General features: G+C 38.4%; 16 protein-coding genes. 10 read left to right on the top strand and 6 right to left on the bottom strand.

Annotation, left to right across the window (positions count from 1 at the left end; all coding sequences use genetic code 11):
* Positions 1 to 12: 12 nt before the first annotated feature.
* Genes JXQ92_RS07530 through JXQ92_RS07540 form a run of 3 tightly spaced genes read left to right on the top strand, consistent with a single transcriptional unit; the run spans position 13 to position 1,140 of the window.
* On the top strand, positions 13 to 252 hold the full coding sequence (locus JXQ92_RS07530; RefSeq protein WP_421985991.1) for a hypothetical protein: 240 nt from the start codon (positions 13 to 15) through the stop codon (positions 250 to 252).
* Entirely contained in the window at positions 233 to 670 is a 438-nt protein-coding gene (locus tag JXQ92_RS07535) for a VOC family protein (protein WP_421985992.1), read from the top strand. The genes JXQ92_RS07530 and JXQ92_RS07535 overlap by 20 nt, the downstream gene beginning before the upstream one ends.
* Complete coding sequence (locus JXQ92_RS07540; RefSeq protein WP_421985993.1) at positions 667 to 1,140, top strand: GNAT family N-acetyltransferase; 474 nt, start codon at positions 667 to 669, stop codon at positions 1,138 to 1,140. The genes JXQ92_RS07535 and JXQ92_RS07540 overlap by 4 nt, the downstream gene beginning before the upstream one ends.
* On the opposite strand, the gene JXQ92_RS07545 is transcribed toward JXQ92_RS07540, so the two are convergent.
* Both JXQ92_RS07545 and JXQ92_RS07550 read right to left on the bottom strand, forming a co-directional pair.
* The gene (locus tag JXQ92_RS07545; RefSeq protein WP_421985994.1) at positions 1,128 to 1,883 is read right to left on the bottom strand and encodes a hypothetical protein; all 756 of its coding nucleotides are present in this window, start codon (positions 1,881 to 1,883) and stop codon (positions 1,128 to 1,130) included. The genes JXQ92_RS07540 and JXQ92_RS07545 overlap by 13 nt on opposite strands.
* Positions 1,884 to 1,898: 15 nt before the next feature.
* Positions 1,899 to 2,429, bottom strand: coding sequence for a hypothetical protein (locus JXQ92_RS07550; RefSeq protein ID WP_421985995.1), 531 nt, complete (start codon positions 2,427 to 2,429; stop codon positions 1,899 to 1,901).
* A 174-nt stretch (positions 2,430 to 2,603) separates the two neighbouring features.
* On the opposite strand from JXQ92_RS07550, the gene JXQ92_RS07555 reads away from it, so the two are divergent.
* Positions 2,604 to 2,948: a hypothetical protein gene (locus tag JXQ92_RS07555; protein WP_421985996.1), complete on the top strand. Its 345-nt coding sequence runs from the start codon at positions 2,604 to 2,606 to the stop codon at positions 2,946 to 2,948.
* Here the strand turns inward: JXQ92_RS07555 and JXQ92_RS07560 are convergent.
* The 4 genes from JXQ92_RS07560 to JXQ92_RS07575 form a co-directional block, all read right to left on the bottom strand.
* Positions 2,945 to 4,264, bottom strand: a complete 1,320-nt coding sequence (locus JXQ92_RS07560; RefSeq protein WP_421985997.1) for an ABC1 kinase family protein — start codon at positions 4,262 to 4,264, stop codon at positions 2,945 to 2,947. The genes JXQ92_RS07555 and JXQ92_RS07560 overlap by 4 nt on opposite strands.
* Before the next feature lie 41 nt (positions 4,265 to 4,305).
* Entirely contained in the window at positions 4,306 to 4,974 is a 669-nt protein-coding gene (locus JXQ92_RS07565) for a TetR/AcrR family transcriptional regulator (protein WP_421985998.1), read from the bottom strand.
* 183 nt (positions 4,975 to 5,157) lie between these two features.
* Positions 5,158 to 5,853, bottom strand: a complete 696-nt coding sequence (locus JXQ92_RS07570; protein ID WP_421985999.1) for a LytR/AlgR family response regulator transcription factor — start codon at positions 5,851 to 5,853, stop codon at positions 5,158 to 5,160.
* The gene (locus JXQ92_RS07575; RefSeq protein ID WP_421986000.1) at positions 5,846 to 6,916 is read right to left on the bottom strand and encodes a sensor histidine kinase; all 1,071 of its coding nucleotides are present in this window, start codon (positions 6,914 to 6,916) and stop codon (positions 5,846 to 5,848) included. The genes JXQ92_RS07570 and JXQ92_RS07575 overlap by 8 nt, the downstream gene beginning before the upstream one ends.
* A gap of 184 nt (positions 6,917 to 7,100) precedes the next feature.
* Here JXQ92_RS07575 and JXQ92_RS07580 point away from each other — a divergent pair, with 184 nt between their 5' ends.
* The 6 genes from JXQ92_RS07580 to JXQ92_RS07605 all read left to right on the top strand — a co-directional run bounded on the left by JXQ92_RS07580 (position 7,101) and on the right by JXQ92_RS07605 (position 15,871).
* Positions 7,101 to 8,018 carry an ABC transporter ATP-binding protein gene (locus tag JXQ92_RS07580; protein WP_421986001.1) on the top strand — a complete coding sequence of 306 codons (918 nt, stop codon included), beginning with the start codon at positions 7,101 to 7,103 and terminating at the stop codon, positions 8,016 to 8,018.
* Positions 8,015 to 8,794 carry an ABC transporter permease gene (locus JXQ92_RS07585; protein ID WP_421986002.1) on the top strand — a complete coding sequence of 260 codons (780 nt, stop codon included), beginning with the start codon at positions 8,015 to 8,017 and terminating at the stop codon, positions 8,792 to 8,794. The genes JXQ92_RS07580 and JXQ92_RS07585 overlap by 4 nt, the downstream gene beginning before the upstream one ends.
* A gap of 245 nt (positions 8,795 to 9,039) precedes the next feature.
* Complete coding sequence (locus JXQ92_RS07590; protein ID WP_421986003.1) at positions 9,040 to 9,735, top strand: nitroreductase family protein; 696 nt, start codon at positions 9,040 to 9,042, stop codon at positions 9,733 to 9,735.
* A 159-nt stretch (positions 9,736 to 9,894) separates the two neighbouring features.
* Positions 9,895 to 11,274 carry an NADP-specific glutamate dehydrogenase gene (gene gdhA, locus JXQ92_RS07595; RefSeq protein WP_421986004.1) on the top strand — a complete coding sequence of 460 codons (1,380 nt, stop codon included), beginning with the start codon at positions 9,895 to 9,897 and terminating at the stop codon, positions 11,272 to 11,274.
* A gap of 43 nt (positions 11,275 to 11,317) precedes the next feature.
* Positions 11,318 to 12,637: a D-alanyl-D-alanine carboxypeptidase gene (locus JXQ92_RS07600; RefSeq protein WP_421986005.1), complete on the top strand. Its 1,320-nt coding sequence runs from the start codon at positions 11,318 to 11,320 to the stop codon at positions 12,635 to 12,637.
* Between the two features lie 126 nt (positions 12,638 to 12,763).
* Positions 12,764 to 15,871, top strand: a complete 3,108-nt coding sequence (locus tag JXQ92_RS07605) for a WD40/YVTN/BNR-like repeat-containing protein (RefSeq protein WP_421986006.1) — start codon at positions 12,764 to 12,766, stop codon at positions 15,869 to 15,871.
* Position 15,872 lies beyond the last annotated feature (1 nt).

Consider the following 15,872-nt stretch of genomic DNA (forward strand, 5'->3'; position numbering starts at 1 on the left):
TGACCAAGAAATATGAGTGATCTAAAGACAAAAAAGAACTGGGTAATAGGCCTATTAATTTTCTCAGGAATCGTATATGCCATTAAGGCTATTGATGCGTTAGTAGACTCGGAGAAAGAAAGCTATGAATTCATTTCGATTGACATCAATCGATGGCTTTATTTTGGACTCATGGTGTTTTTTGCCTTTTCGTTAATTTCAATAGGAATTAGCGCCTATAAACAGAAACGTAATGCTTCGGACAACAATTAATATTTTCCTATTTCTTATATCCACTTCATGCTTGGCCCAAACTTCGTTTGACCATATGGCCATAGTGGTTAAGAACTTAGAGGCTACAAAGCAATTCTATACCACCGCATTAGGTTTTAAAAACATAGAAGATCCTACTGGTAACCCCTTAATCGATTGGTTGGAAAACGACAACGGTGGACAATTGCATCTCATTGAAGGGGATTTGTCCAAAATAACTTTAACCAAGTCTGTGCATTTTAGTTTTGCCGTTACGGCTTTGAGCCCATTCATTCAAAACCTCAAGGACCAGAAAATTTCTTTTGAAAGTTGGGAAGGGGAAAAAGAAGGCGTTACGATTAGACAAGATGGGGTTCGTCAGATTTATCTTCAAGACCCTAATGGATATTGGATTGAGATAAACGATCGGCAAAAATGACTGAAATAAAGGTTAGTCGTAATACTTCGCTAAACGAAACTGAGCTAACCGTGATCATGGGCTTATGGAATCAAGAATATCCAAAACAACTCTCCTTTAAGGAAATCGATCATTTCAAGCAATACCTCAAAGACCTTTCTAATCCAATTCATTATCTCGTTAGGAATAAAGCCAAAACCATCTGCGCTTGGGCATTCACCTTTGATCGAGATAGAGAGCGCTGGTTTGCCATCATCGTCAACCATCAGGTTCAAGGTCATGGTATTGGAAGTCATTTATTAACAACCATCAAAAAGGACGCTGAAAGATTAGTAGGTTGGGTGATAGATGGCGATAACTATATTAAAAATGGCGGCATGACTTATAAGTCACCTCTGGCTTTTTATTTAAAGAATGGTTTTGAGGTTTTACCGAATGAAAGATTGACCAACGAAAAAATATCTGCGGTAAAGATTTCTTACTCTTCCTGAAGTTCAATTTTTAGTGCCAGTTCAGCTTCAATACTTTCCAATGAAATATCAGTATCCATCAACTGATCATAACCCCACTTCTTTTCTTCCAAGCAGTATTTCACTGCAATGGCATATTGCAGATGTCTTTTAATTGTTGACTTTCCTTGGTTCAAGCCTACCCAATCAAATTCGCCTCCAGCGTTATTATACTTTTTTAAAAGTGTCTGATAAGTCTTGTTCTTACTGATAAGTTCATATTCTACGTATCCCTCCCATTTCCAGTTCGGATGGCCTCCTAAAGGATTTGCTCCGAATAACCCATGATGATCGAATTGATAATTATGTAAAAGTCCGTGGCTTAAAAACTGAGTATAGGACAGTGTTTGCCCCCAGTGCGAAAGTTTACCCTCCCCAATATCGGTTGCAATGAGTACCACATTGTTAGCAAAAGCTGTAAAAACATCATCTCCTAGGATCGTTTTCACTATTGAAGGGTACTTGGAACCATCATTTAAACAAACATTTATACGTAAGTCAGACTGATAAAGTGGAGACACTTTTACGGTTGAAATAGCTTCCTCAATGGACGTAGCAAAATGAGACGGAATCTCTTTTTGATGATAAACAGTTATACTACCAAAGGATGTATGATTGGCATATAAAATTGAAGGTACGGTGAGTAAAATTATAAGTGTTAAAACCAGAAATAGTAAACTCCCAATAAACCAAGCCAAAAGCCTTTTAATCTTTAATTTACGCATAACCACTTTGCTTGTTTACTTATCGTATAACGGTGCAACTTGTTCTTGCGTTTCACTAACCTGATAAACAAACCAGCTGGCACCTCTCCAATTATCCTTTGATGGGCTTACAATGCTATCATTTAAATAATCTGTCATTAAACCAGTTGAATAACCGTTAGTGCCAGCAATTTTCACCCATTGATTAGCATCCCTAAATCTTAATATTATACCATCCTTAAACCGTATCGGCTGTTGGCCTATTATCGGATCAATTTGAGCGAATACTTCTTTACCATCTAGGATTGTTAGAAACTTTGCCTCGGTGATATGTTCAACAGACCTTGTAGAATCTGCACTGCTCCTACCTCCAAAACCAACTCTTATGGGCAGTCCTTTTCTTACGGCATCAATTAGCCTTTCTTTATCTCCAAAAATCGCTTTCTCTTCACTATCATGCCGATAAACTAACACCCAATCCTCCTTTGAAGAATTATTCAATGAGTCACATCCAGCGATAATCAATATTAGTAAGACAATAAAAATTTTAGGAATCGTATACTTCATATCCTCAATATTGTTATATTTATATCATAATTAAGTTTAGCACATACCTCTCCGTGCTCCAAACTTATTCGACCAACGGCATTATTCGCACTACCGATAGCATATAAGTTGTTCCTCTTTTTCTTTTCGGAAAAAAGTAGGGTATTCAAAGTTTATCACGTATCAATTAAAATGATGAAAAGAGTTTTCACATATTTATTTGCTCTACTCTTGTTTGCTGCTTGCGCTATGAATGCAGAAATAGCTCCAAACAACATGTCTGAGAATATTTTCGGTTTTGTAAAGCGAAATATTCAAAAGAATAGAGTAGAATTATTCAATGACATGAAAGAGGTCACTAAGCAAGGTCTTATTCAGTTTGAAGTGTATGACGAGGCCGGAAGTTTAATCAAAGTATTAAAGAATCCTACTGATTTTGACGGTTCGATAGAAACAATCTTCAACAATTCAAAAATGGTCATTAAGTCTGTAAGCGTAGCTCAAATGACGCTTCCCTACGAATTATCCATGAGTTATTAAACAGCTACTTTCGCTGCCCACTCAGGTTTAGTGGTTACCACTTTAGCCTTCAACTCATTAAGAATACTATACAAACCAAAGTACGTGCGGTTGATGTATAACCCATCTCTAGCGCCGCGCGCTTTTTCTGATTCTCTAAATTTCTTCGATTCAGAAATTACTTCCCCCATTTGAAATATTTTTTGGAAGTAAGCATCTTCTCCAAAATCAAATTCGTGTTGGTGGAAAGGCTGACCAAGTAGCCCCATCATATCTTTAATTACAGAAGAAAAATAAGCTTTATCCTCTCTAGTATCTGTTTCATAAATAAACTGAAGTTGCATGAATACTTCTTCTAGATCAGAATCCGCTTCAAGCATATCTCGTCTAATTAATCTAAAATATGGTTCGTAAAAAGTATCGGGAATCACCTTTACACATCCAAAGTCAATAACACCCAAAACACCATCAGGACTAACGATAAAATTACCTGGGTGAGGATCAGCGTGTACTTGTCTTAAGGAATGAATCTGATAATCGTAAAAATCCCAAAGTGCCTGCCCAACCCTATTTCTAGTTTCTTGATCTGGATTAGACTGAATAAATTCTTTCATCACCTTCCCATCCATCCAGTCCATCGTAATGATACGATCGGCTGATAATTCTGGATAGTATTCTGGGAATGCTAAATTTTCTATATGACTGCAGGCCTTTGAAATCTCAATCGACCTTTCCACTTCCAGGTGGTAATCAGTTTCTTCAATAAGTTTTGTCTCTACTTCTTCCATGTAATGATCTAAATCCTTTTCATTCAGATTCATTAACCTTACTGCAAATGGCCTTACCAATTTCAGATCGGATTTAACGCTATCAGCAACCCCAGGATACTGTATTTTAACAGCATAAGACTTTCCATCTTTTGTCGCCTTATGTACTTGGCCTATTGAAGCGGCATTTACAGCGTTTTTAGTAAACGTTTCGAAAATAGCACTCGGTGACTTCTTCAAGTATTGTTGAAAAGTTTTAATCACCAGCGGAAACGAAAGCGGTGGTGCGCTGTACTGCGCCATTGAAAACTTATCCTGATACGCCGTAGGTAGCATGTTCTTATCCATGCTCATCATTTGCGCTACTTTTAAAGCACTACCTTTCAACTCACTTAGCGAGTTATAGATATCTCGAGCATTATCCTCATGTAATCCCTCTTTTGTCAAAGAAGGATTTACCATTTTTTTGGCATAATGCTTCACATAATTCCCTCCTACTTTTGCACCAGTCGATACGAACTTTGCTGCTCTCTGAACTTTGGAAGTTGGTATTTTGCTCTGCTCCTTCATTTCCTCACGCTTTGAATTATTGACAAGATTTGTTGGTACTATTATCTATTCTGAAAAAGGAATTTTCCGAAATCAACCATGGCATCTAATGGGCCTCTACCCATAAGGTCGAATGCCAGGTTTACAGACTTTTCGATAGCTGCATCGGTTTTTTCAAACCCCTTACTATCGTCTTTCACCCAAAAACCAAGAATAAAAAGAAACTGCAACCATATAGCATCATCATATCGATCGCTAATTATTGGCCTGACCGTTACTTCTTCGGTTTCCTTAGCCTCCAATAAAACTTCTGCTATCCACGACTTAAAACCATCTTTCACTCCTGATAAAAAATAAGGGGTGAATTCAGGTTTCATTTTTTGCGGAACTGATTGTAAAATGAAACTCCTATTTGTTTTTAAAACCTCAATCCATGTGTAGAAGAATGCTAAAAGCTTTTCTCTTGAAGAATATTCATCGTAGACACTTTCGGCTTTAATGGTAGCCGCAGTTTCGTTAAAAAGATCTTCCCAAATTGCTCTTTCAATATTTTCGAAGGAATTAAATTCATCGTAAAAAGATGACTCCTTGATCTTTAACTCCTTTACAAACTTGAAAATAGAAGCCGGTTTTGAGCCATGTTCTAATACATAGTTAATGTATCCTGCCTTAATTTTTTTAGCTGGATCTACCTTCGATTTTGACTTTTTTGTAGCCGTTGCTTGTTCCATGCCACCTTAACATCTATGTACGGTAAAAAGTTATCCTTTTCTGATATAATTCGTCATTATCCAGAATTTCTAGTCTCCCTCAATAAACGTTCCTCAGCAACTATAGTTGAAGAATAGAATGAAAAAAAATGATTATCGTTTTACACTTTCTTGTGTGGCCTCAAACCTAGACAAACTGGCTTTTTAAACCGTTTTCTTCTTTAAAATTGCACTGAAATCGTCTTTATAAGTATCGCTAATGGGTATTAACTGATCTTTAATCCTGATCTTACCCTTCTCTACACTTTCAATAGCCTCTAAAGAAATTAGAAAAGATTTATGAACTCGTATAAACCGATCTTTTGGTAAGACTGGTATTAATTTAGAGAAGCTTTGAAGTGTCATTACTTTTTCGTCGTTCATTACAATTCTTAAGTAGTCTTTCATACCCTCGATGTATAGAATATCCGACAAACGAATCTTTTTTACACGGTACTCTACTTTTACAAAAATATAGTCTTGCTGAACATTTGGTTTTTCTTCCACACTAACCTGTAATCGTTGTACTGATTTGAGGAATCGTTCAAAGGAAATAGGTTTAAGTAAATAGTCCTTCGCCGCAAGTTCAAATCCCTCTACAGCATATTCGTTATAGGCAGTCGTGAAAATGATATCACATTTATCCTTAGTCAATTCTGCTACCTGAATTCCCGAAAGATCCGGCATTTGAATATCTAAGAACATTAGGTCTACAGGCTCTCTATTCAAATAATCAATAGCCTCAAGCCCTGAATCAAAAGAAGCCTTAAGCTCTAACCAAGACACTTTTTTAACGTATTCTTCTAGTATTTCTATGGCCAACGGCTCATCGTCAACGATTATACAAGAGATTTTATTCATGAGTTTTAAGCGTTAGTCGGACAGTAAAACTATTAGACGATTCATTTACCAAAAAGGTGTGACTTTTGGGATAGATCAACTCCAGTCTTCTCCTGACATTCTCCAAACCAATACCGCCTACCACGTCTTTCTGAAGCAAAGTATCGGTACTTGGAATTAGATTTTCCACTTCATATGCTATCTCATCTCCAATATGAAGTGTAGCCTTAATGGCACCTTCCTTATTCAGATCATACCCATGTTTAAAGGCGTTTTCAATAAATGGCAACAAGAGTAATGGCGCTATTTCACGCTGCTTTACATCTCCTGTCACTTCCAAATTGACAATTCCTTTTTGTTTAAAACGTAATTCTTGAAGGTCGATAAAGCTTTTCAGGTGCTGTATTTCTTTAGATAATGGGACAAAAGACATATCAGATTCATAAATCATATACCGCATAAGTTCTGATAGTTTCATAATAGCCTCTGGAGCACCCTCGGCTTTTTTATAAGCTAGCGTATGAATATTATTCAGTGTGTTGAACAAGAAATGCGGATTGATTTGAGACTTGAGGAATGCTAGTTCAGATAATAGGTTCTGATTTTCAAGTTCTCTCCTAATACGTGCATTTTCAAACCAATCAAACGTAAATTTTCCAATGCCAGCCATGGCGATTACAAATAAAGCCGCGAGCGCCCTGACACCAAAAACAGTAGTAAACTGTGAAGTAGAAATAATTGTGAGAGGGGCTAATTCTCCATCATAATATTTTATAAAAAGTAAATCTATACCATACCGTGACAGCGGATAAAGTATCAGAATAGCAAGCGTAATCAATAGAAATTTCCACACTTTTTGACCTACTAACAGCTTAGGGATAGTGCTTAAATAAGAATAGTAGAAAACTGGAACATCCGTAAGAATAACAGATAAAACAAAGATGATTCTATAATCTAGATTATCACCTCTTTGAATGAATGCCGTTGCATAAAAACCTAAATAAAGCACCCAAGCCAGCACGTGTATAAAGCTGATCACTACTATTCGGTAGTTCTTTTCCAACCAATTTTTAGCGGTTTGCATTAAATAAAAGTAGTGGTTTAGAAATGTAAATTCCAACAAGGCAATTTTCAGCGCTTTTAGATCATCAAAGTGGTAGACTTAGATCACTGACTTGTCTATAAAAAGTATGATTTGGTATAGTCAAAAAAACATTCGGTTATCAAAGTCTGATATTCAATCGTCATCCAACCAAATACCAGAAAATATGTCAGAATCAATTATTCAAACCAAAGGCCTTGACTTCTATTTTAAGGAGTTCAAAGCCTTGGATCAAATCAACCTAGATGTTCCTAAAGGAAGTATTTATGGGTTTTTAGGCCCAAATGGAGCAGGTAAAACCACCACCATTAGAATATTATTAGACTTATTTCATTCAAAGCCCGGTCAGGTTAAAGTATTTGGACAGGATTTGTTAGAGAATAAGGTTGAAATTTTGGGTAAAGTTGGTGCCCTCATCGAAAATCCATCCATTTATAAACATTTATCAGGAAGGCAAAACTTGGAAGTCATCCGCAAGATGGTTGACGTTCCTAAAAGCCGAATCGATGAAGTACTGAAAATTGTTAGACTAGTAGATAATGCCGATAAAAAGGCCAAAAACTATTCACTCGGAATGTGCCAAAGGCTTGGTTTAGCATCAGCCTTATTAACCGATCCAGATTTACTTATTCTTGATGAACCCACGAACGGACTTGATCCGAGTGGAATCATTGAAATGAGAGAACTGATTATAGAGCTCAATAGAGAACACGGGAAAACTATTTTTCTCTCCAGTCATATCCTTTCAGAAATTGAAAAATTGGCCACAGATGTAGCCATAATCGATGAAGGTAAGATCTTATACCAAGGAAAACTTGAAGGCCTTCAACAACAAGGAACTGGAATAGAATTGGTTATTGAAGTGGATAAGGTAAAAGAAGGTGCCAAAATCTTGAAAGACATGAATTTCACGATATCTGAAGAAAACGGACGCACTATTCATATACCGATTGAATCTAAAAAGGAAGTCGCCAAAATCAACAAATCACTAGTTGACGCTGATATAGCGGTATTCCAACTCAAAACTTCAGAACAAAACCTTGAATCAATTTTCTTGAACATCACTAAAAAACTAGACCAATGAATTCAGCAATAGCACTAAAAAGAGGCATATCTGCCGAGTTGTATAAGTTCCGAAGAACTTTTATTCTATGGTTCTTGGTTTTGGCACCCGCATTTATCCCTGTAATTAACCTTATTATATTCCTTTCGCGAGGAGATGTAATCATGAAAGACGGTGGTAACCCGTGGGAAAACTTATTGAAATTCTCAATAGACCCTGCGACTTTCCTTTTCCCATTCTTTGTAATGATTGTAGCACTATTTGTAAACAGTATCGAGTATAACTCTAACACTTGGAAACTTATTTATACCCAGCCGTTGTCGCGTACAGTCGTGTACTTATCTAAAGTGAAAGTATTTGCGTTCATGATTTTTTCTAGCCTTATGCTTTTTGGAGTCTTTTCGCTTTTAGTTGGATATATATTACAGTTTGCAACGCCTGATTTAGGTTTTGATCAAGCTTTTGATGTTAGTATCTTCTTTAAGTTGAGTTTCAAAATATTCCTAACCACCATGGGTTACGCATCTATCCAATTCTGGCTCAGTCAGCATTTTAAGAATCTAATCGTTTCCCTTGGTATTGGTATTGCCGGACTCATATCATTTATGATAGTAGTAAATGGCTGGGAATATGCAGGTTACCATCCGTATGGCTATCATATACTCGGCTTAGGTCAAGTTGCCGATCCTAATTTTAGCCTCTGGAATAATATGGAGTATGTATACCGTAGTTTAGGTCTTGCAGCAGTGATATACATCCTAGGCGGTATCGAAAACCTAAAGAAAAGAATTATCTAAAATGATTTTTCGAAATTATCGGGCCACTTGAGAAACATTGTTCATTTCAAGTCGTCTTAAAAATATCCCACTTGTGGGATTATATACATCCAAATCGTGCCCTGGCTGTTACGCGGCCGGGGTTCTTTTTGTCCAGACTTGAAAACGATCAATCTTGTCATCTGAACTACCTCATGACAGCATAGCCCAAACCACCTTGGCCCTTCTTAAACAAGATTTCCTAAATTCACCAGTGAATAACACCTATGAAGAATAAGGAAGATATAAAAGTAATTAAGGGCTTTGAACATGTGAAATACAGTCATGTACACTATTCACATGAAGAAATGATAGCACGTAGCAAGAATTTTTACCACTGGTTGGAAACTAGAAGATCAGTGAGAGAATTCTCTGACAAACCTGTTCCTAAAGAAGTAATAGATAATGTGCTACTTTCTGGTTCTACAGCCCCTTCAGGAGCACATAAACAGCCTTGGACATTTTGTGTAGTCAGTAATCCTGAAATTAAAAGTAAAATCAGAGAAGCCGCAGAAAAGGAGGAGTACGAAAGCTATAACAAGCGTATGAGTGAAGAGTGGCTCGACGACTTAAAGCCAATGGCTACCGATTGGAAAAAACCTTTCCTAGAAATAGCCCCTTACCTAATAATTGTATTTAAAAGACCTTTCGAATACGATGCAGAAGGCAAAAAGCATCAGAACTATTATGTCAATGAATCAGTGGGGCTAGCGGCAGGAATGCTAATCACTGCCATTCACGATGCAGGCTTAGTTACACTTACCCATACACCAAGCCCAATGAACTTTCTACAAAAAATACTGGACAGACCGGATAACGAAAGGGCCTTTTTACTACTGCCAATAGGATATGAAGCGGAAGAAGTTTATGTACCAAATAACAGAAGAAAGTCTTTAGAAGAAATGGCCGTTTTCTACGACTAAAAGATGATTTTGGATGGTACTAAAACTACTGAAAAAATAAAATTTACCTGAGCAGATTGTTCAGGTTTTTATATGCAAAAAATTCATACATTCATCTTAGTTATGGAGTGAAGAAAGACGTTTTCACTTCAATTCTAATCATAACAAACTTTAATGGAAATGGATAATGGACTGGTTCAAGGAGTAGTGGAGGACTCTTTTATGAACCAACTAAAACAGAACAATCAGGGAGAAACTGAGTTTCACCAGGCTGTTTATGAAGTATACGAAAGTGTGCTTCCTGTCATTGAAAGACATGAAGAATATCGAGTAAATCGCGTATTCGATAGAATGGTAGAACCGGAAAGAGTCATCAGCTTTAGAGTGACTTGGGTCGATGACAATGGTGTACCACAAGTAAATCGAGGTTATCGTGTGCAAATGAATAGTGCCATTGGGCCATTCAAAGGTGGGCTTCGTTTCCACCCGTCTGTAAACCAAAGTATTCTTAAATTTTTAGGCTTCGAACAAATATTCAAAAATGCACTTACTAGTCTCCCTTTAGGTGGCGGTAAAGGAGGTTCAAACTTCGATCCCAAAGGCAAGTCTGATGGTGAAGTGATGCGTTTCTGTCAAAACTTTATGCTAGAACTGTCTAAGCATATCGGACACAGAATTGACATTCCTGCCGGCGATATAGGTGTTGGAGGAAGAGAAATTGGATACATGTATGGAATGTACCGTAAAATTGAGAATCAATTCTCAGGCGTGCTTACTGGTAAAGGCGTAAAATGGGGCGGTAGTTTAATAAGACCGGAAGCAACAGGCTATGGCTTAATCTACTTCTCACAATACATGCTACAAAACATTAATGATTCACTAGAAGGCAAAACTTGTGTTGTTTCGGGATCTGGAAACGTGGCCCAATATGCCATAGAGAAAATCACCGAACTGGGTGGCAAAGTTGTTACCGCTTCTGATTCATCGGGATATATCTATGATGAAGAAGGTATAAGTGCCGAAAAGCTTGAGTTCATTAAAGAATTAAAGAACGAAAGACGCGGAAGAATTGCAGAATATGTAGATGAGTACCCTTCTGCTACGTATTTTAAATCTGACAGATCATTAAACCACAATCCAATTTGGATGCACGCGGCTGATTGCGCATTTCCATGTGCCACTCAAAATGAGTTAAACGAGAAAGACGCAGATAACCTAGTAAAAGGAAATGTTAAGCTTGTGGCAGAAGGTGCGAATATGCCTTGTACGCCAGAAGCCATTAATCTACTAAGAGGTAATGGGGTAATGTATGCACCAGGAAAAGCTTCTAATGCAGGTGGAGTAGCAACATCAGGTTTAGAAATGGTTCAGAATTACTCTGGATCGCACTGGACAAGCGACGAAGTAGACCGTAGGCTTCAGGTAATCATGAAAAATATTCATGATAGCTGTTTGCATGCGGCTCAAACATACAAAGCGAACAACGACTACATGAGTGGAGCCAATATTGCCGGTTTCATCAAAGTAGCCGATTCAATGATAGCCCAGGGATTGCTTTAGCAATCCCTTTTTTAGCTTTCAGTTCTCTGATTAACTTTACTGAATGAAGCGAAGCATCTGCTGTTTACTGGTTCTATTCTTAATAATCTCTGTTCCTTCTTTTGGTCAGAAATATCCTAAAAGAAAGATTTTTAAGGACCTTAAATCGCTTCCCGGATTTGAAAACGCATTCATCGGATTCAAACTGGTCGATCCTGTCAAAGACAAAGTCATTGCTGAGCAATATGCACATAAGCATATGACCCCAGCTTCTACTACTAAACTATTTACCTACCAAGCTGGTGTACAGTTTTTACCAGAAAAACTACCTGCATTAGAATATTACATTACAGGAGACTCACTCATATTCTGGAGTACAGGCTACCCACTCACGCTGCACCCCGATCACCCAGATTCTACGGTAATTAAATTCCTATCTCAATCTGATAAGGATCTCTACTATTGGTCAAGACCAATTGAAGATGATCGCTTTGGACCTGGATGGGGTTGGGACGATTATTCGGCCTACTATGGCGCAGAAAAATCATCATTTCCAATCTATGGAAATAGTGTTCAATTCATTCTAAACAGTGAAAAAAAGGAGTTTTATACTGAGCCTAGTAGTCAAGAGTGGGAGTATCATTTTGATACAGTGAACTCTGATAGATCAAGAGTAAAAAGAGACGAAATTAAGAACGATTTTAAAATCAATTACCGAAAAATAAGTCAACAAGACACCTTAAAAATTGATACGCTCGTTCGTCCATTCATTTACTCCGACAAACTGTTCATTGATCTACTGAGCAACGCTACCAAAAAATCAATCAAAACGGTTCAGAAAACTAGTCGGCCTTTAGCATTTGAGACTTTGCAAGGAGTAAAAGCTGATAGCCTTTATAAATGGATGCTACAACCAAGTGATAATTTGTTCGCAGAACAGATTCTATTAATGATTAGTGGAGTCACTAATGATACGCTAAGTTCGGAAAATGCACTTAAACAACTAAAGGCACGGGGAAGCATATTGGTGAATGATCAGCTAGAGCGGGACCAACTCACATGGCGAGATGGCTCAGGACTATCTAGATATAATATGTTTTCACCAAACGAACTGACCCAACTCCTCTCCTCTTTAGATATCGAAACTATTCTACCGCTCCTACCTCAAGGCAGTGTTTCTGGCTCTCTCGAAGATTGGTATACGCCAAATGTATATGCCAAAACGGGTACGCTCAGCAATAACCATAGTTTGGCAGGATACATTAAAACAGACAAGGGTAAAACGCTAATTTTTACCATTATGGCCAACCACTATACAGCTCCCACAGCCGTTATAAGACACTCTATCGGTATAATACTCAATAAGATAAAAAGAGCATATTAAAATGCCTTAGCCATATTCTTGGCAACGAATAATCAATTAAACCTATTCAACTACCACTCCTAAAAAAGTACCTCATCCTCTCGGTGTTGATTATTAAATTGACATCTATAAAGAATTCAACCAACAATGTTTAGAAAAACCCTATCACTTCTCATTGTAATAGCCATTTTTAGTCCAATTGCTATTGCCCAAAATTTTACTTCAAAAACACTGGAAGGCCTTAGATTAAGAAACATAGGCCCTGCCGCCATGAGCGGACGTGTTGTTGACCTAGCAGTGGTCAACAAAGACCCTTATACCTTTTATGTAGCAACAGCCACAGGAGGTATTTGGAAGACGACTAATAACGGTGTAACCATGACGCCAGTTTTTGAAAATGAGAGCACGCATTCCATGGGTGCTATTGCGGTTCATCAAGTACATACCGACATTGTTTGGGCAGGTTCCGGATCGAGAGCTAACCGACAAAGTTCTTCTTGGGGTGATGGCATCTATAAATCATCAAACGGAGGAAAAACATGGAAAAATATGGGATTGAAAGACTCCCACCATATTGGAAGAGTCGCATTACACCCAACAGATTCTAGTATAGTATATGTAGCTGCTATGGGTCATTTATGGGGGCCTAACAATGAAAGAGGGCTTTATAAATCAACTGATGGTGGTGAAACTTGGGAAAGACAAATTTTCGTGAACGACGATACAGGCGTTGTTGACGTAGCCATTGATCCTGAAAATCCAGAAATAGTTTACGCAGCTACTTACCAAAGAAGACGAAAACCATTTGGCTTCCACGGTGGCGGACCAGGCAGCGGGCTTCACAAATCTACCGACGGTGGTAAATCTTGGAAAGAGCTTAGAACAGGGCTACCTGAGGGCGAATATGGAAGAATTGGAATCTCTATATTTCAAAGCGACCCAAATATTGTTTACATATCAGTGGAGCAAGGATTTCAATACAACGCATCTACTGCGTATAACGAAAGAAGAGCAGGACTTTATCGCTCTAAAGACAAAGGAGAGACTTGGGAATTCATGAGTAACTGGAACCCTAGGCCAATGTATGCCAGTCAGCCTTTAGTTGATCCCAGCGACGCATCTCGCATTTACATGATGAATCAGTACAGCTACTCTAGTGATAGTGGTAGAACATTCAGGCCTGCAAGACAATCACTTCATGGAGATGATAGAATATTTTGGGTTAACCCTAAAGACTCACGTCATGTAATGAAAGGTGACGATGGCGGCATTGGTATTTCTTACGACAGAGGTCAGAAATGGCTTTTTTACACCAATTTACCCGTTAGTCAGTTTTACCGCGTAGCAGTAGATATGGAGAAGCCTTACAACGTTTACGGTGGTTTGCAAGACAACGGAAGTTGGTACGGACCTAGCCAAACATATCGTGGTGCTGGCATTTTAAATGAAGATTGGAAAAAGATTGGTGGTGGTGACGGTTTCCTAAACTTAGTTCATCATACAAATCCAGATATTGTATATACTGAATCTCAATACTTAGGCCTTGCAAGGCTCAACAAGAAAACTGGTCAGCGACAATCGATCAGACCTGGTGATCCGCAAGGTAGAATTGGTGCTAGAAGAAACTGGACAGCCTGGGGGCCTGGAAATCCAGAACCTGAATTAGGAAATGCAATGGCACCGGGCAACTGGGATGGTCCATTTTTCTTATCCTACCATGATGCCAACACGATTTACGCAGGTACCGAACAATTATGGAAAAGCACTGATGGCGGTGCTACTTGGAAAAGCCTTGGAGATTTAACTACAAGAGTAAATCGTAGAGAGTTGACCATAATGGGGCAAAGAGCCGATACAAGTACTCACTCTCTAGACGATGGCATTCCTTACTACCCTACTTTAACGGCAGTAGCAGAATCGAAGAAAAAGCAGGGCATGCTATACGTAGGTACTGATGATGGCCTTATACAAATTTCATGGAATGATGGTAAAGATTGGACCAACGTAAGCGATCGTTTACCCGGGTTGCCAAAAGAAACTTGGGTCAATACAATCGAAACATCCTCTCACAATGCAGGTACGGCTTATATTGCCATCAATAATTACCGAAATAACGATTTCACAAATTATGTTTATAAGACCACTGATTTCGGTGAAAGTTGGACATCCGTAGTTGGTGATTTACCTGCCAATAGAGTGGCCAGAACTTTAAGAGAAGACCCTAAGAACCCTGAAGTTCTTTATTTAGGTACTGAAATAGGTTTATTCGTTTCTGTAAATGGCGGTAGAAATTGGGTGGAGTTGAAGAACAATATGCCTACCCTTCCTTTCAATGATCTTGTGATTCATCCGCGTGATAATGACTTAGTTCTGGGTACACACGGTCGAGGAGTTTGGATTCTCGATAACCTAAATGCCATTCAGGAATTAAGTAGTGTGGTTAATCAACCTGCTGCCTTGTTTAGCATTCCTGACGCTGAAATCATCAATTATAACATTGGCGGCGCACATACAGGCGACATGTATTACAGAGGAGAAAATCCTAGAAGAGGCGCCATGATAGATCTTTATTTGAAAGATACAGTTGCCAAATCTGACATAAGTCTTACTATTCATGATACAGATGGTAACTTGATCCAAAAGGTAAATACTGGTCGTAAAGCAGGAATTCAACGTGTTTATTGGGGTTTCACGCATGAGAGTTTCAAATCTGGTAATGTAGACCCTAATAGCGGTCGTAGAGGTCGTAGAGGTTTTGGTCTAAACGGACCTCAAGTTGTTCCTGGCGTTTATGTTGCCAAATTAGTGGTGAATGGACAGACTTATGAGCAGCAGTTCAAAGTGATAGATGATAGTCGTATGAATGTGGATTTTAATGTTCGCAAGGCTTGGACCGCTTCCTTATTTAAGATTGGAAGACTCTACGAAGAAGTTATCGATGGCATGCTGGGTGCTCAAAAAATGCAATGGCACTTAAATAAACTGAATCGAGACAAGGTTGAATACAATGAGGATGCCGGTGCACCGATTGTTGAGCTTAACAGAAAATACAATGAGCTTTTAAGCCGCACCAGATCAGTCTATTTTGGCGTAAGCGGCTGGATTGGCCCTTGGAGTGGCGATCAGCAGGCACAATTCGATTATTATAAAATCATGATTGAAAAGCTCGAAAAAGAGACGCAATCAGTCCTAAAATCAGCAATACCTAAACTCAATAAGGGTATGAAAAAAGCCAATCGATACAGCAACAAATAGG

This window comes from Roseivirga sp., assembly GCF_049099775.1.
In the GTDB taxonomy this organism is placed as follows: Bacteria; Bacteroidota; Bacteroidia; order Cytophagales; family Cyclobacteriaceae; genus Roseivirga.